Source organism: Pseudomonas gingeri (assembly GCF_013385635.1).
GTDB lineage: Bacteria > Pseudomonadota > Gammaproteobacteria > Pseudomonadales > Pseudomonadaceae > Aquipseudomonas > Aquipseudomonas gingeri_A.
Window position 1 is genome coordinate 305,759 of the sequence record NZ_JACAPR010000011.1, and the last position, 15,208, is coordinate 320,966.

Below are 15,208 nucleotides of genomic sequence, written 5' to 3' on the forward strand. Positions count from 1 at the left end.
TCTCCCTTTTAAATGAAACTCGCGGTTCGGCATCATCCATGCGCGACGGTTTGAGCCTGTAAGGATGGGGGAACTGATCCAGCCATCACGGTATAGGCCATCTGCTCCGGCGTGAGGCCTGGAGATTTTTCTTGCCCCCAGCATTCATGTGAGGCGATCGCTTCAGTGATCGTAAGGTCATCCATGCAGTCGGAAAGCGACAGCGACTTCACGACAGCGAACACTCTCAGCGCCGGGACATCCTGCGGGTACGCCAGAATGTGAGCGTTCAGCGTTGCCAGCCATGTTGCCGAGTTCACCAGGACCAGGTCTTTCACCTGCTGACGCATGGCTTGATGGATTTCGTCCATCGTGTAGCTTTTGCTGGAGCATAGATGATAGGTGCTTGTGGCCGTCGAGGGGAGGCTCGCCGGGTTTACTACGCGGGAGGCAATCTGGCCCGCGATGCGATCCGCCGGGCAGACTTCCAACTGCATGGGCATGATCGGAAATTGTCCGATTCTCTGGCAGACACTCAAGAACTGGAAGACATAGTCATTGCTGGCTTCACCCACGTTCGTGGTACTGCCCCACAGGCGACCACAGCGATAGATCGTTGCCTTGAGGCCCTCAGCCCGGAGCTGCTCCAGCAACATTTCGATCATCCATTTGCTTTGCAGATAACCGGAGGTCACGCTATCCACTTCCGCCATTTTGGTGCTGGGGGATAGGTGCGCGAGACGCGGTTTGGTGTCAAACAAGGCAAGAGATGAGGCAAAGTGGAAGCCGGCGCCGCTTGCAAGAGCCAGGTTGATGAGGTTCAGGCTTCCGAGGACGTTGGTCGTCATCAGCTTCGAATAGGGTGACAACATATGGGTATCGGCGGCGCAATGCACGATATCGGCGACGCTGTGTTGCAATGCGTGCAGACAATCCTCGTCCAGCCCCAGTTGGTCGCGGTTCAGGTCGCCCACGATGACATGCAGTCTTTGCCGCTCTTCATGGCACACGTTCAGCGTTTGCATCAGTTTTCGACGAAGGGCTTCGGGGCTTTCAGCGGTCGAACTGCGAACCAGGCAGTGGATTGGACGTAGCGTTCTTTTCAGCAGGTCCTTGACCACATGGCGTCCGAGCAGCCCCGTAGCACCTGTCACAAGAATGCCTTCTGCGATACGAGTGGAAGGGGGCGTGCCGACCCGGAGCAACCCCTTGAGCCGATCGAGTTCCGCATCGCGCCAGTCGCGGAAGTGTCGGGCCCTGTGTTGTACGTGTACCGATTTACCGGCGTCGGTGAGAATCGTGCGCAGGCTCGCACAATGGTACAGCGTCGATACCGGCCATTCCCGACCGCTGTGCCGTTCCAGAAAGACAGCCAATCGCACGATCTCCAGTGAGTCGGCGCCATTCTCCGCCAGGCTGGCATCCCAGTTCAGTTCGCGTGCGCCCAGTATCGAGCGTATGCCTGCCATGAGTTCGCTCTCTGGTTGTGGGTCGAGATCGCCGTTCTCCCTTGTCTTGGCAATGGCGGTCGCGAGAGCCCGCACCCTGTTGTAATCGATCTTTCCAGCAAGAGTGCGCGGCATTTCGTCGAGCAGGACAAAGCTGTTCGGAACCATATAGGACGGAAGATCCAGGCTCAGCTGGTGACGCAAGTCAGTTTGTGTCACCTCGATACCAGGCATCAGTTGCACGGCGCACAGCAGCTTGGCATTACTACCTGCGTCGGTCATGAGCACACAGCAATCCGACACTTCGGGCAGCGTTCGGACGATCGACTCGATTTCGCCCAGGCTAATCCTGAAGCCCTGGCGTTTCATCACATTGTCCATGCGGCCGTGATACTCCAATGCGCCGTCGACGCCGATGCGCCCCAGATCCCCACTCTTGTAATAGCGATGCTGGCTTCGATCACTCTCGACCCGGATGAAGAATTTCTCATCGGTCATTTCAGGGCTGTTCAGGTATCCGGTGGCCACGCCCGGACTGGATATGCATATCTGCCCCATGCCCCCGAGCGGTGCCGGCCGGTCAAACCGGTCGAGCAAGACAATCCTGCTGCCGGCAATGGGGCGACCGATGGAGATAGCGTTTTTTATCTCGTCCCCGGAACAGGGCTGTCGCACGCGCTGGAGGGCTGTGACAACCGTCGTCTCGGTTGGGCCGTAGGAGTTGATCAGGTGTGGACGAGGTGGCGGGAGACGGAACCAGGCGTGGATATCGGATTTGTAGAGTGCTTCTCCGCCAATGACAACCAGATTGACGCTGGGTGGAAAGTGGAGGTTCTCCGATAGGCAGGCCAGACTGAGCTCTCGCCAGTAGCCGGTGGGCAAGTCCAGAAAAGTGATGCGTTGTTCATGCACGAACTGCAGAAACCTGGCGGGTCGCAGATCGACCTCCGAATCACGGATAATCAACGTTCCGCCGGCCATCAGGCAGGGATAGATTTCCTCAACGGAGGCGTCAAACGAGACGGTGGCAAATTGCAGGACCCTGGCATGACTCGTGAGACTGAAGGTGTGCCTGGCAACGCTGGCGTAGTACGAAAGCGATGAGCGTGAAACCATCACTCCCTTGGGGCGTCCGGTTGTGCCAGAGGTGAACAGCACGTACCCGCAACCCGAGTTGCCTTCGGATTCGGTTTCGGCCATCGAGCGAATCCTTGTTATTACCCCATCGCCCTCAATGATCCATCCCGCCCGAGCATCTTCGAGCATCAGTTTGCTGCGCTCGACTGGCAGTTCGAGGTCTATTGGAATGTAGATGGCATCCAGCGAAAGCAACGCCAGCGCGGCAATGATAAAACCGCTTGAGCGTGGCAGGCGTAGTGCGACACGGCTGCCGGCGGTTACCCCCTCGCGTGCCAGCTCTGTGGCGAGCTTGCGGGCCTGCGCCGATAACTGTCCGTAGCTGATCGTTGTGCCGGCATCACAAATGGCTGCTTTTTCAGGGTTCCGACCTGCATGGCTCTCGAATGCCTCCAGCACATCCTGATCCACGACGCCCTGCAGTTTGCCCAGCAACTCGGAGTTCGACTGTACAGGTCTTGCGAACTCCACAAGCTGTTGTGGAGTGAGATGATTGTCACTCTGAAGAGCCATCGCGATGGCCAGAAGCGCATCGAGGATCTCGTGAGCCAGGTCTTTTTCAAGCACCTGCCTGTCGAACAACAATTCGACCGAGGCTTCGCGGACATTCATCTGCAACTGGGCGGCACCGAACAAGCCCTGGCATTGCTCGGTGTCCGACCAGGCCCGTACCTGCCAGGGCGCGTGCTGTGCGCCGGACATGTCGTTCAGGGCTTTTCTGCAATCAGCACGAAGTGCGCTTGCCGATGCCAGCGGATCCACATTCGGGCAGTCGAGATGCCCTGCGTGAGAGACGACAACGCTGCTCACTTCTTCCGCCCAGTTGGCGTACCAGCAAGCGGCTACCAGCCAGGCGGTGAGCAGGCTGGCCTCGAATTCGGCGCCGGTCGTACCCACGGCGTCCGCTCGCTCCAGGCTGACCGCTGCCTGGCTCACTGTCGAACTTTCGCTTTCCACGCCTGGCACTTGTGTATCGCGCACCGAATCTGTGTGTTCGATTTCATCGAATGTCATCTCTTATAGTCCTTTATGTTTTCGGCTCAATGACAGTTATTTCAGTGCTTGCTGGATAACCAGGCAGAGATGATCGATTTGTTCCTGATTGATACACAGCGGGGGCGCGATCTCGATCGTCGGATCGTTGCGGGTGTAGTACAGGGAGGTGATCACGCCATGGTTCAACAAACGATCGCGAATCACTGCGACTTCTTCCGTCGTGGCGGGAGCCGGGGAGTCAGGTGACTTCAGGTGGATGGCCTGGAGCAGGCCCGTCCCGGTGAGACCGGAGACCTTTGGATGTCCTGCGAACAAACCGTGCAGTCTGTCCTTCAGGTAGACACCCATGGACGAGGCGTTCCCGAGCAGTTGCTCGTGATCGAGAATCCTGATGTTTTCCAGTGCGGCCGCGGCTGCGGCTGGACGACCACCGAAGGTGGCGCCATGGGTGAACATGCTGTCGTTGCCCTGGGCGAAGGCAGAAGCGACACGTTCGCTGACGATTGTAGCCCCGAGGGAGTCGTATCCACTTGTGAGGCCTTTGGCGCAAACGATGATGTCTGCTTCGAGACCATAGTGTTCAGCGCTGAACCAGCTGCCCATACGTCCGAATCCGGTAATGACTTCATCGACGATCAACAGGGCGCCGGTCTCCTCGCGCAGCCTGCGTAGTCCATCAAGATACTCGGTGCCGGGCGTCACCATGCCGTTGCTGGTTTCGATGGTTTCCAGCAGTACGCCTGCGACATCCTTGCCACGACCTGGGGTGGCCTTCAGGAGGTCATTGAAGGGATCATTGCTGTCGTGCATCGAAGGAATGGTCGCGGTCATGGGCAGAAGTGGACCGAACTCTTCTTTCAACGATGCAAAACCGCAGACCGACAGCGCGCCCAGCGTAACGCCGTGGTAGGCATGATCGCGGGAGACCAGCCATTTGCGCTGGCTTTCACCACTCTTGACGGCAAAGGCCCGGGCAATTTTCAGCGCGGTTTCTACTGCCTCCGAGCCGCTGTTGGTGAAGAACACCCGTGCATTGGCTCCGACGACGGGGGACGCCAGGTTTGCCAGGGCCTGAGCCAACTGGGTGGAATAGGGGTTGGAAAAACTGAACGGAGAGCAGAATGCTAGCGTCTTGGCTGCCTGGCTGGCGGCATCGACAATCGAGTCACGACCATATCCGACATTCACACAGTACGCACCGCTGATGGCGTCCATATACTGGCGGCCCTGCGAATCCGTTACGTAGATGCCTTGTGCCTTAACCAGGGACGAGGGGAAAGCATCGGTCTTGCCAAGTTGATCGGAAGGGAAGAAGTGCAGCCAGGTATTGTCGTGTTCAGACAGGGACTTTTCTACAGGCATGGGGAATCCTTGCGCTTGTTATGCAAGCGCTTGTGTCATCAGGTTTCGGTGAGCGCGCGATTGATGGCGTATCAATTGCGCGCCACGTGTTATTAGTTGTAGTGCGCGCCGTTGTTGCCGGCTTTGATATGGGCCGCAGTAAAGGGTGGAAGGCGAATCAGTCCATGTTCTGACGAAGTGCTGGCGGCCAAGGGGTCGGTAAGGAATAGTTTTCCATCGCCCTGAAGATTGATTAGAAGCTCCTGAGCAGAGAAAAGATGTTCGGTCTGGCCGGAGGCGACATGATTCGAAAGTCTCAGGTCCGAGCTTGTCAGTTCCGTGGAGTCAGCGGTTGTGCCTGTCAATATCTGATGGTCAAGCTCCAGCCCGAAAATATCCTGGTAGATCATCAACTCTACAAAACCGCGCAATATATGAGGCGCGGCATCATCACCAAAGCGATCCAAGGCATGGGATATAAGGTTGTCAAGAACCCAGCGACCATGTGCCTGGTCGACCGAAGTGTGAACGTCGAAGTAGTGACAGTCGACTTTTCCGCTGTAGATTTCGCGAACGGATTCACCCAGTTGTTTCTGCCATACAATGAAGCACGCTTCATTGCGGAAGAATGCGCCCAGGTAACGCAAGAACTTACTTTTATCGTGGCAGATCTGGTAGGTATAGGCCGAGACCAGCATGTTGCTGGTGAGGAAGTGGTCCTGGTAGGCATCCGGTGTATCGCTCAGACCAAGATCCACCATCGTCTTCTCATACAAATGGCTGTGTTTGTCCTCAGGGACGCCATTGCCCATCTCGTCCTGGTAGACCCGCAGCAAATGAGACTGCAAGGTGCCGAACGCGCCTGTTGCGTAAAGTCCCATCGGCGCGCCTTCGATGAGGAACTCGATCGAGAACTGCGTCAACAGGCTCCTCATCAGTGCCTGGCCGTTTGGGTCGTTGAGGATGTAGGAAAGCGTAGGGTCAAACTCGCCATTCTTGAGTCGACCAAATTCCTCATCCAGCTGTATGCCGAAGAACGACTTCAACTGCTCTGCCGAAACCGAGAAGTCGACTTTATCCAGTTGCGAACTGATCGGTGCAAATACGACGGCTTCGAGGGTTCTCAGCTCATCCAGGGCTTTCTTGCTTTTATCACGACCATATCGTTCGTCGAGATGCTGCTGGATGTCTCCTTCGATTTCCTTGTTCAGGAATAGCATGTCCTGTTCGTAGCAACCAAGCAGGCGCTTCACATTTTTATTCATGCGAGCGCCCAGGAGTTCCTCTGTTGCAAGATTGAGTTTTACAGTTTTCCCATTGGGGAGCGGATAGGAAAGATGGATAGCATTGTCCAGAAGCTTCATAGAGGTCCTTTCATTTTATAGGCGAAACTTTTCCTGCGCTGTATTCCGGCGCAAGGTTCAAGCTAATTGGCATTGTAGATATTGCACCCGCAAGTAATGACATTCGCTGAGTTGAATCTCGGCGGGAAGTCGATGCGAATAGATTTCAGGTATCCATAAGATGCCGCAGTGCGGAGGGATCAGGTACGGTTGTTCCAACTAGGAAGTGTTGCTGAATCGCGTTGCGATGGGGGAGTCATGAAACGATGAAATGCACAAAAGGGTATGGCGGGGCATTGATTTCATTCCATGAAAGTATCGTGTCCTTGTTTCGAATCATAAAGTCGTAAAGCTGTAACTGTCAATGTGGAAAAGATAATGTTGGTGTTCGATATTGTGTTCGTGGTTAGTTTGCTTTTAGGCGGGCTGAAACCGGGAGGCTAGAAAAAATTCAATATTTTCATGGAGTAGCAAGAGCCTCATTGGAGGCGTTAGTAAAATATAATGAACGCAAGGGTTGCCTTGTTAACTCCCGGGCGATGATATCGGGATGGCCGAACCGCCTGCTCACGAGAGTCAGGCAGTCCGGCCCTGTCAAGGACTGCTCAGGTGCTCAAGCCAGGTGGGTGAACAGATAGTCCTGCGGCAGGCGCGACTTGGGCAGGGCGGCGTTGAAGTCGCTGTCGCTGCGATAGCCCAGGCAGGCGATAACCACACTGGTCAGTCCCTGTTCGTGCAGGTTCAGTTCGGCGTCCAGCGACTTTGCGTCGAAACCTTCCATCGGCGTGGCGTCAATGCCCAACGCAGCGGCACCGAGCAGCAGGCTGCCAAGGGCCAGGTAGGTTTGTTTTTCCATCCAGTGTTGCAGGTCTTTCTGGTCGTAGCGGTGCAGGTTGACGAAGTTCGAGCGGATTTGCTGCTGGCCGCTCCTGGCGGTGTCGGATGGGAAGCGCCCGTCCTGTTCTTCCTGTTTCAGTATCGTGTCCAGGTGCTCGTCGCTCATGGCCGTGCGGGTGCACAGCACGATCACGTGGGAGGCGTTCAGCACCTTCGGCTCATTGTAGGGGAAAGCGCCCAGGGCACCCTTGGCCAGGCGGGCCTTGCCCTCGGCGGTCGAGGCCACGATAAAGTGTGACGGCTGCGAGTTGACCGAAGAGGGGGCGTTGCGCAGCAAGGTCAGCAGTTCGTCGATGGTCGCCTGGGGAATGCTTTTCGAGGCATCGAAGGATTTGGTGGTGTAGCGCTGGGTGGTGATCTGCGCGAGGTTCATCAGGTTCTCCAGGGGAATGGGCTGAGGCGTTGGCGGCGATTTTGATCTTCGCGATCAGGGAGATAAAGAGGTAGCATCGGGTAGCTCTTTCACTCTGGGTGTGAAAATGATTCGATTCGATGACCTGGCGCTTTTCGTGCGTTCCGCCGCGCTGGGCAGTTTTTCCAACGCCGCGCGGGAAGTCGACCTGTTGCCTGGCCAGGTCAGCGCGGCGATCCAGCGCCTGGAGCGTGAACTGGATATCCGCCTGTTCGCCCGCTCCACCCGCAGCCTGCGCCTGACCGCCGAGGGCGAACGCTACCTGCCCTATGCGCGCGGCGTGCTGGACACCCTGCGCGAAGGGCATGAGCAACTGCATGTCGAGCGCCTGGAATTGCAGGGTACGCTGCAGATGGCGGTCTCTTCCGACCTGGGGCGTAACCTGTTATCGCCCTGGCTGATCGAGTTTCGCCGTCTGCACCCACGGTTGATCCTGCGGCTGTTCGTGTCTGACCAGGTCTCCGATGTGTTCCGCGATCCGGTGGATGTCGCGGTGCGCTACGGACAGATCAGCGATGCGAGTTTTGTCGCCTTGCCCCTGGCGGAAAATCGTCGGGTGCTGGTGGCGGCGCCGTCTTATCTGGACGCCCGCGGTCGCCCGCAACGCCTGGAAGAGCTGGCCGAGCACAGCTGTCTTTGTTACGTGTTGCAGGGACGTTTCTATGACAAATGGGGGTTCTACAAGGACGGGCAACGCCGTGAAGTCTCGGTGACGGGAACGCTGTTCAGCGATGATGCCGATGTGGTCCGGCGCTGGGCGGTGGCGGGCGAGGGCATTGCCTACAAGGCCTGGCTGGAGGTGCGGGCCGATGTCGCGGCGGGTAACCTGGAACTGCTGCTGCCCGACTATCACGGAGAGCATACCCGGCTCCAACTGGTGTGCCCGCACCGCCGGCAGATCTCGGCGTCGGTGCAGGCCTTGTATCAGTTTCTCAAGGGAAAATTCCTCGAACTGGATCAGAAGGGACCGGTGTTGCCGCCTTGAAAATGCCGGTGAGGATGTGGGAAAGCGCAAATGGTAACCGGCATGCGCCGCGATATTCCGCAGGCTCGCTCGGAGCGACACGCAATCCTTTGAAAATCATAAGCTTGCGAAATAGGTCGATTGCCGAAAATTGACGCCGGCAAACTTGCTTCAAGGGGAGGGGATGTATATATTCGTCCCCTTGTCGCACAGGCATCAGGACCATCAAAAGGTTATGAGGCCATACGGTTCCCGAGGAGCTGTTGTGTTGACCGCTTCACCGCGCTACCGCCCGAATGGCGAAATTGGTAGACGCATGGGACTTAAAATCCCCCGCTCGTAAGGGCGTGCCGGTTCGACCCCGGCTTCGGGCACCATCTTGCATTCCACAGAGCACTTACGCGTTCTCTGTAACCCCCAAAAACCTGCCTTCTGGCGGGTTTTTTCGTTTTTGCGTTCCGTCGAATTCCAGGCCGTTCTGCTGGGGCCCGCTCCCGGTCCCGCCGCAAGCCAGTGCTTGCTGGAACGCCGCTCCCCCTGGGGATAGCCAACGGTTATCGGCAGGGGCGCACTTCTCATTACTCGCCCCGCATGAAGTGAAGTATTTTCAACTCATCCCACCGACGCCGGCGGGCTCGATTTCGTGGGACCGGGGCGACTGGACCAGGGTGTCTGAAGTCAGTTGGTATTTGTCTAAGGTCAGGGTGAGAACAAGAAAAATGACGGTTTTAGCTAATCCTGTTTCGTCCATATCTACATCCACATCGGACTTGATTCGTCTCGTTGGTGTAACCAAGTCATACGGCAGTATCAACGTATTGAAGCCCGTTGACCTGGACATCAAGGATGGTGAATTCCTCACTATTCTTGGCCCGTCCGGGTCCGGTAAAACCACCATTCTACGGATGATTGGCGGGTTCACGGCGCCTACCTCTGGCCAGATCCTGTTGCGCGGCACCGACATCGTGAGCCTGCCGATATTCAAAAGACCGTTCAATACGGTCTTTCAGGATTACGCGCTTTTTCCACACATGACCGTGGCGAGCAACGTTGGGTACGGTCTGCGTATTCGACGTATGCCTGCCGACCAGATCAAGGCGAAAGTCAGGGCGGTGCTTGAAACCGTGAATCTGGCGGATAAGGCTGACCGATACCCTGCGGCACTCTCCGGAGGCCAGCGGCAACGCGTAGCCCTGGCAAGGGCCATCGTCTGTGAGCCGCAAGTGGTCCTGCTCGATGAACCCCTGGCCGCACTGGACGCCGAACTGCGTCGTTCGATGCAGGAGTTTCTCAAGGATCTGCAACGCAGAATCCGTACCACCTTTGTCTTCATCACTCACGATCAGGAGGAAGCGATCTCGATGTCGGATCGCATCGCGGTGATGGATCACGGCAATCTCGTTCAAGTCGGAACACCCAAGGAGATTTACTACAGGCCGAAAAGTGAGTTTGTAGCAAAGTTCTTCGGGGAAAATAATTTACTGCCGACGACCACGGATACCCAAGGGGGGGCATCCATGATTGAAAGCCCGCTGGGCCGACACGTGTCGCCAGGGCCGAAGGGCAAGGATTTTCAACTGGCAATCCGCCCGGAAAGCTTCAGCCTGCATGATGGCAGCGAGTGCAAGCCGGATCAGCGGGTCACCACGGCGAAGCTTGAAGGTGTGACATTCCTTGGACCGACTACGCAGTTATCGCTTTCGCTGGGGGCAATGGAGGTGCACCGAATCAAGGTCCGTATACCGACCGCACTGTGGGCGAACAATCTCGGTGTTGGCGCAGAGGTCTCGCTGCGGTGGTCGGAATCCGATGTCAGTTTCGTGCCGAGAGAATCCTAGATGACAGCCCTGACCCTGAATATGGAAACCGCCGGCCCGAAGCGGCTACAGCTCACCAGGTTCATTGTGAAGCTGGTTATCTACGGTGTGCCAACGGTGATGGTGTTGGTCCCGCTGGTGTCCTTCCTGGCTTACAGCTTTCTGGAACAGAAAGGCGGCGTCCTTACCGGAAGCCTGACCCTGGCCAACTATGCAGGCTTTTTTGCAGGTAGTTATCTCAAGGTCTTTTTAGGCACGCTGAAGCTGGCATTCTTCGTTGCTTTTGTCGCCTTGGTGTTTGGCTACATCATTTCGTACCTGATCTGGCGCCTGGAGGGGACGGCCCGTTATCTGCTGCTTTTGTTCAGTGCGCTGCCATTGGTCATGAATTACGTAGTAAAGATTTACGCAATGCGAAGTATCCTCGGGTACAACGGTTTTTTGAACTCGATTCTGTTGTCTCTGGGCGTCATTGATACACCCAGCCGGCTTTTTATATTCAACCAGACAGCCGTGATGATTGCGATGGCGGTCATCTATCTGCCATTTGGCATATTGCCGATATTCCTGGCACTGGACCGTATTCCACAATCATTGATCGCCGCTGCCGCCGATCTGGGGGCGAAGCCCGGCAAGACTTTCATGACCGTAATCCTGCCGCTGAGCCTGCCCGGATCGATTGCCGGCGCGCTATTTGTGATGGTGATTGCCGTCGGTGATTACCTTACGCCACAAATGGTCGGTGGGAGCGAGGGGTTTACTTTCGGGCGCGCGATCTGGAGCCAGTTCGGTATGGCCTTCAACTGGCCGTTCGGTGCAGCGCTGGCAGTGGTGCTGCTTGTTGCCGTTATCGCCATAATCGGGCTTGCGTCCCTGATTTCCCGTGCAGGGAGAGTAAAATGACACCCATGGAACGTATTACCGTTGCTGTGCTGTGGATTATAGGTATTTTCGCTTTTGCCGTACTTTATGCCCCGGCAGCCATTGTGGTCACACTGTCGTTCTTCAGTATTAAAGATCATCAGGTCGATTGGTCAGATTTCAGCTTGAAGTGGTACGGCAAGTTTTCTGAGAACTCTCAGTTGCTGGACTCGCTGGGGAACTCATTACTTGTCGGCGCCTGTGCTGTAGTGATCGCAACAATCATTTCGCTGGCGCTCGCCTATTACATGAAGACTGGCGCCCGCAAGGGGCAGAAGTATATTGAGTTTGTAATATTCCTGCCGTTCGTACTGCCTGCGATTATCACCGGGATTTCATTGCTGGTGGCTTTTCGGGAAGTCGGCCTGGAACGTAGTCTTGTGACCGTCACCATAGGGCACGTCGTGCTGATTCTGGCTGTTATCTACCGGATGATAATGATCAGACTCGACACGCTTGAAAGCTCGCAGATCGAAGGATCGCTTGACCTTGGCGCGAATGGCTTCGAAACATTTATCTATATTGTCTTTCCTCAGCTTCGTTCCGCGTTGGTGACCAGTTCTTTACTCGCCTTTGCCCTTTCTTTCGATGAGACGTTGGTGACGTTCTTCCTGGTCGGGGGAGATAGCACTCTGCCGATGCGCTTGTGGGCAATGATGCGAACCGGCTTCACCCCTGAAATCAATGCACTTGTCTCGGTGGTGCTATGTGTAACGCTGGTTTTTGCAACGCTGGGCGCTATATCCCTGCGCCAAAGTATTGAGCGCAAGGCATAAGGGGAGGGGCGTCAGACTGGAAATAAAACCATGACAAATGGACGTGGGAAAAACCTTGGGAAATTGCTTCGCGACTGCCGTTCTTGTTGTAGCAACTTAGGATGAGCGGGAAATTACGCTCATGGAATATTGCACATAATAACTTAAAAAATATCGAGAGAGGGCGAAATGAAAAGACGTGACTTTTTGGCTTTGAGCACAGTCGTCGCAGCAAGTGCGCTAATTACTCCAGGTTTCATGCGTTCAGCGAGTGCGGCAAGCAAGGAACTGAGGGTCTTGACCTGGGAAGGTTACGCTGACGACCAATGGGTGAAGGCCTTCGAGAAAAAAACAGGCGCTTCTGTGAGCGTCACTTATGCAGCCAGTGTCGATGAGATTTTTGCAAAGATGACGGCTTCGCAAGGCGCCGATTATGACGTGATCGCCATCGAGACCTCTTCCTACAAGCGTCTGACCCAGGAAAAGCTGATCCAGCCACTCGACCCGGCCAAGCTGCAGAACGCCAGGAATCTGATGCCTGCTTTCCAGAATGTTTCGGCAATCATCTTTGATGGCAAAACTTACGCGGCACCCTTCGCCTGGGGTTCGATACCGCTGATTTACAACGCTGATGTATTCAAGGTCGCCCCTGATAGTTGGGCAGTGCTCTGGGACGAGAAATACAAAGGGCGGATGATCATGGTCGATGATGCCAACAACGCTATTGTCACCGCAGCGTTGACGTTGGGGATCAAGGATCCGTTCAATTTGACGGATGATCAATTCGGCTTGATCAAGGCGAAGCTGTTGGCGCAAAAATCCAATATCGCCAGCTATTACTCCGGTTTCGACGATGGGGTCAGTATCTTTGCCCAGGGTGGCATCGACTTGATGATGTCCATGGGCGAGCCTCAAGCCGCGATGCTCAAGAAACGGAACGTCAATGCCAGCCTCACCATTCCCAAAGAAGGCGCCATCGGCTGGATCGATTGCTGGTGTATCAGCGCCAAGGCCCGCGATACCGGTCTTGCGCATGCCTGGGTCGATGCCATGCTTGAGAAAGATGTCGGTACTTATATCAGCGAAAAAACCGGTTATGGTAATTCCACGAACGAAGATGCCAATACCAGGATCGGTCTGAATTACTCCGACAAGCTGGTCTTTCTGCAGGCGCCCGAGGACTTTGGTCGTCGCATAGAACTATGGAATGAGATTAAAGCAACAGCAGTGTAATGAGATCGCTACTTCCATAAGAACAAGAAGTGCCGGTCATTATTATTTTCTGCTGTGATGAAAGGCATATTCGAAAGTGTGCACGTGAGAGGAAAAATTTCATGAAGGAAATATTTGGGGCCGTGCCTCTGGGACTGACTGACCTTCGAGTAAGCCGGTTGGGGGTCGGTACTACGGCAATCGGTGGTCTTTACTCGCCGACCAGCGCTACTAGCGCCGAAGAAACGCTGGAGGCCGCCTGGGACATCGGTGTGCGCTTCTTTGACTCCGCACCCCAATACGGTAACGGCATGGCTGAATACCGCCTGGGTGCTTTCTTGAAGAGCCAGCCTCGTGATGAATTTGTCGTGTGCACCAAGGTCGGCCGTCTCCTGCGGGTACCTGAAAAGCCGGTGGTGGATGGCTACTACAAAGACACTCCGCCCGAGCGACCGGTCTTCGACTTCAGCTATGACGGCGTGATGACTTCGGTGGAAGAGAGCCTGGCCCGACTGGGCCTCGATCGCATCGACGTATTGCATATCCATGACCCTGACGCGAGTTATCGGCAGGCCATCGAGGGGGCCTATAAAGCGCTCGACCGGTTGCGCTCCGACGGCACTATTGGCGCGGTCGGTGCGGGTATGAATCAAAGCGAGATGCTCGCCGAGTTTGCTCGCAATGGCAATTTCGACTGCTTCCTGTTGGCCGGCCGCTACACCCTCCTGGAGCAAGGTGCCCTCACGGAGCTGTTGCCTCTTTGCGTGCAGAAAAATATCTCGATCATTATTGGCGGGGTCTATAACAGCGGTATTCTCGCCAATCCGAGTGCCGGCGCGAAATTCAATTACGAGGACGCGGACCGCGCACTGATAGAGCGAGCGTTGATGCTGGAGAAGGTCTGCCTGAGCCATGGTGTGCCGTTGAAAGCCGCCGCGATACAGTTCCCCCTCGCTCACCCGGCGGTGGCCAGCGTGCTCACGGGGCCCAGAACCCCCGAGGAAATGGTTGAAAACGCCGAGCTGTTCCGCAGGCCGATTCCAGGTGCCTTGTGGCAGGATCTCAAGGCCAGGGGCCTGATTTCTGCTGATGCTCCAACGGCGTGACGAACATCATGTCGAATCAGATAATCGATACCCATCAGCATTTCTGGGACCTGTCCACCGGGTCCTACCCATGGATGGCGGGTGATGAAATGCGCGCTTTGCGCCGCAATTTTGGCCCCGACGATCTGCAGCCGCTGTTAGCCGATAATGGCGTCAGCTCCACGATCATCGTGCAATGCCGGCATGATCTGGCAGAGACCCGGGATCTCCTGGCGATAGCCGCTACCCATGATTTTGTCATCGGTGTCGTCGGCTGGGTCAACCTGGAATCAGGCGACGTGCCGGAGCAGATCGCCGCCTTGCGCGCGCTAACCGGTGGCGACAAGCTGGTTGGTATTCGCCATAACGTCCATGACGAGGCGGATCCCGACTGGCTGTGTCGCTCCGCGGTACAGGAAGCCGTTGGCGCGGTGATCAACGCCGGATTGACCTTCGACCTGCTTGTTCGAAGCAGAGAGCTGCCCGCTGCCACACTTCTGGTAAGGCGCTATCCGCAAGGTCGTTTCGTCCTTGACCACCTCGCCAAACCTCCGATCGCCGAAGGGTTCAGTCCCGCCTGGCGCGAAGCGTTCGAACTGCTCGCCGAAAACGACAACGTCTGGTGCAAGGTATCCGGCCTGGTCACCGAGGCGGACACCAACTCATGTGGGGCAGACACCTTCGACCTGTATACGCGTACCGCACTGACGGTATTTGGACCAGAACGCATTCTATTCGGGTCGGACTGGCCCGTTTGCACCCTGGCGGCCACCTACTCCGGGGTAAAGGCAATCGCCGAGCGACTCGTCGAAACGCACCCCGAGATTGCTTCGCGCTTTTTTCAACTCAACGCAATCGCCGCCTATAACCTGCGTCAAGGCTTTGGAAGAAAAGGATAACG

At 56.1% G+C, this 15,208-nt stretch carries 11 protein-coding genes and 1 tRNA gene; 8 read left to right on the plus strand and 4 right to left on the minus strand.

Going from position 1 to position 15,208, the window contains the following annotated elements; genetic code table 11:
• Positions 1-32: 32 nt before the first annotated feature.
• The 4 genes from HX851_RS15400 to nfsB form a co-directional block, all read right to left on the minus strand.
• Positions 33-3,578, minus strand: coding sequence for an amino acid adenylation domain-containing protein (locus tag HX851_RS15400; RefSeq protein ID WP_177065876.1), 3,546 nt, complete (start codon positions 3,576-3,578; stop codon positions 33-35).
• Between the two features lie 36 nt (positions 3,579-3,614).
• Positions 3,615-4,922, minus strand: coding sequence for an aminotransferase family protein (locus HX851_RS15405; RefSeq protein ID WP_177065874.1), 1,308 nt, complete (start codon positions 4,920-4,922; stop codon positions 3,615-3,617).
• A gap of 92 nt (positions 4,923-5,014) precedes the next feature.
• On the minus strand, positions 5,015-6,265 hold the full coding sequence (locus HX851_RS15410; RefSeq protein WP_177065872.1) for an iron-containing redox enzyme family protein: 1,251 nt from the start codon (positions 6,263-6,265) through the stop codon (positions 5,015-5,017).
• Positions 6,266-6,857: 592 nt separating this feature from the next.
• Positions 6,858-7,514 carry an oxygen-insensitive NAD(P)H nitroreductase gene (nfsB, locus tag HX851_RS15415; protein ID WP_177060864.1) on the minus strand — a complete coding sequence of 219 codons (657 nt, stop codon included), beginning with the start codon at positions 7,512-7,514 and terminating at the stop codon, positions 6,858-6,860.
• A gap of 106 nt (positions 7,515-7,620) precedes the next feature.
• Between nfsB and HX851_RS15420 the strand changes: the two genes are divergently transcribed.
• The 8 genes from HX851_RS15420 (at position 7,621) to HX851_RS15455 (ending at position 15,206) form a co-directional block, all read left to right on the plus strand.
• Entirely contained in the window at positions 7,621-8,538 is a 918-nt protein-coding gene (locus HX851_RS15420; RefSeq protein WP_177060862.1) for a LysR family transcriptional regulator, read from the plus strand.
• Between the two features lie 269 nt (positions 8,539-8,807).
• Positions 8,808-8,894, plus strand: a tRNA-Leu gene (locus HX851_RS15425).
• Between the two features lie 291 nt (positions 8,895-9,185).
• On the plus strand, positions 9,186-10,355 hold the full coding sequence (locus HX851_RS15430) for an ABC transporter ATP-binding protein (protein ID WP_177065865.1): 1,170 nt from the start codon (positions 9,186-9,188) through the stop codon (positions 10,353-10,355).
• On the plus strand, positions 10,356-11,237 hold the full coding sequence (locus HX851_RS15435; protein WP_218170682.1) for an ABC transporter permease: 882 nt from the start codon (positions 10,356-10,358) through the stop codon (positions 11,235-11,237).
• Positions 11,238-11,242: 5 nt separating this feature from the next.
• Positions 11,243-12,031, plus strand: coding sequence for an ABC transporter permease (locus HX851_RS15440; RefSeq protein ID WP_177065863.1), 789 nt, complete (start codon positions 11,243-11,245; stop codon positions 12,029-12,031).
• A gap of 168 nt (positions 12,032-12,199) precedes the next feature.
• Positions 12,200-13,243 (plus strand): ABC transporter substrate-binding protein, encoded by a 1,044-nt coding sequence (locus HX851_RS15445; RefSeq protein ID WP_177065861.1) that lies wholly within the window; start codon positions 12,200-12,202, stop codon positions 13,241-13,243.
• A gap of 101 nt (positions 13,244-13,344) precedes the next feature.
• Positions 13,345-14,328 carry an aldo/keto reductase gene (locus tag HX851_RS15450; protein ID WP_177060836.1) on the plus strand — a complete coding sequence of 328 codons (984 nt, stop codon included), beginning with the start codon at positions 13,345-13,347 and terminating at the stop codon, positions 14,326-14,328.
• 8 nt (positions 14,329-14,336) lie between these two features.
• Positions 14,337-15,206, plus strand: coding sequence for an amidohydrolase family protein (locus tag HX851_RS15455; protein WP_177060834.1), 870 nt, complete (start codon positions 14,337-14,339; stop codon positions 15,204-15,206).
• The last annotated feature ends 2 nt before the right edge of the window (positions 15,207-15,208 follow it).

Coding starts and splice junctions, on each gene's coding strand:
- HX851_RS15450 (WP_177060836.1), top strand. CDS start 13,345: ATGAAGGAAATATTTGGGGCCGTGCCTCTGGGACTGACTGACCTTCGA.
- HX851_RS15405 (WP_177065874.1), bottom strand. CDS start 4,922: ATGCCTGTAGAAAAGTCCCTGTCTGAACACGACAATACCTGGCTGCAC.
- HX851_RS15435 (WP_218170682.1), top strand. CDS start 10,356: ATGACAGCCCTGACCCTGAATATGGAAACCGCCGGCCCGAAGCGGCTA.
- HX851_RS15445 (WP_177065861.1), top strand. CDS start 12,200: ATGAAAAGACGTGACTTTTTGGCTTTGAGCACAGTCGTCGCAGCAAGT.
- HX851_RS15455 (WP_177060834.1), top strand. CDS start 14,337: ATGTCGAATCAGATAATCGATACCCATCAGCATTTCTGGGACCTGTCC.
- HX851_RS15400 (WP_177065876.1), bottom strand. CDS start 3,578: ATGACATTCGATGAAATCGAACACACAGATTCGGTGCGCGATACACAA.
- HX851_RS15420 (WP_177060862.1), top strand. CDS start 7,621: ATGATTCGATTCGATGACCTGGCGCTTTTCGTGCGTTCCGCCGCGCTG.
- nfsB (WP_177060864.1), bottom strand. CDS start 7,514: ATGAACCTCGCGCAGATCACCACCCAGCGCTACACCACCAAATCCTTC.
- HX851_RS15410 (WP_177065872.1), bottom strand. CDS start 6,265: ATGAAGCTTCTGGACAATGCTATCCATCTTTCCTATCCGCTCCCCAAT.
- HX851_RS15440 (WP_177065863.1), top strand. CDS start 11,243: ATGGAACGTATTACCGTTGCTGTGCTGTGGATTATAGGTATTTTCGCT.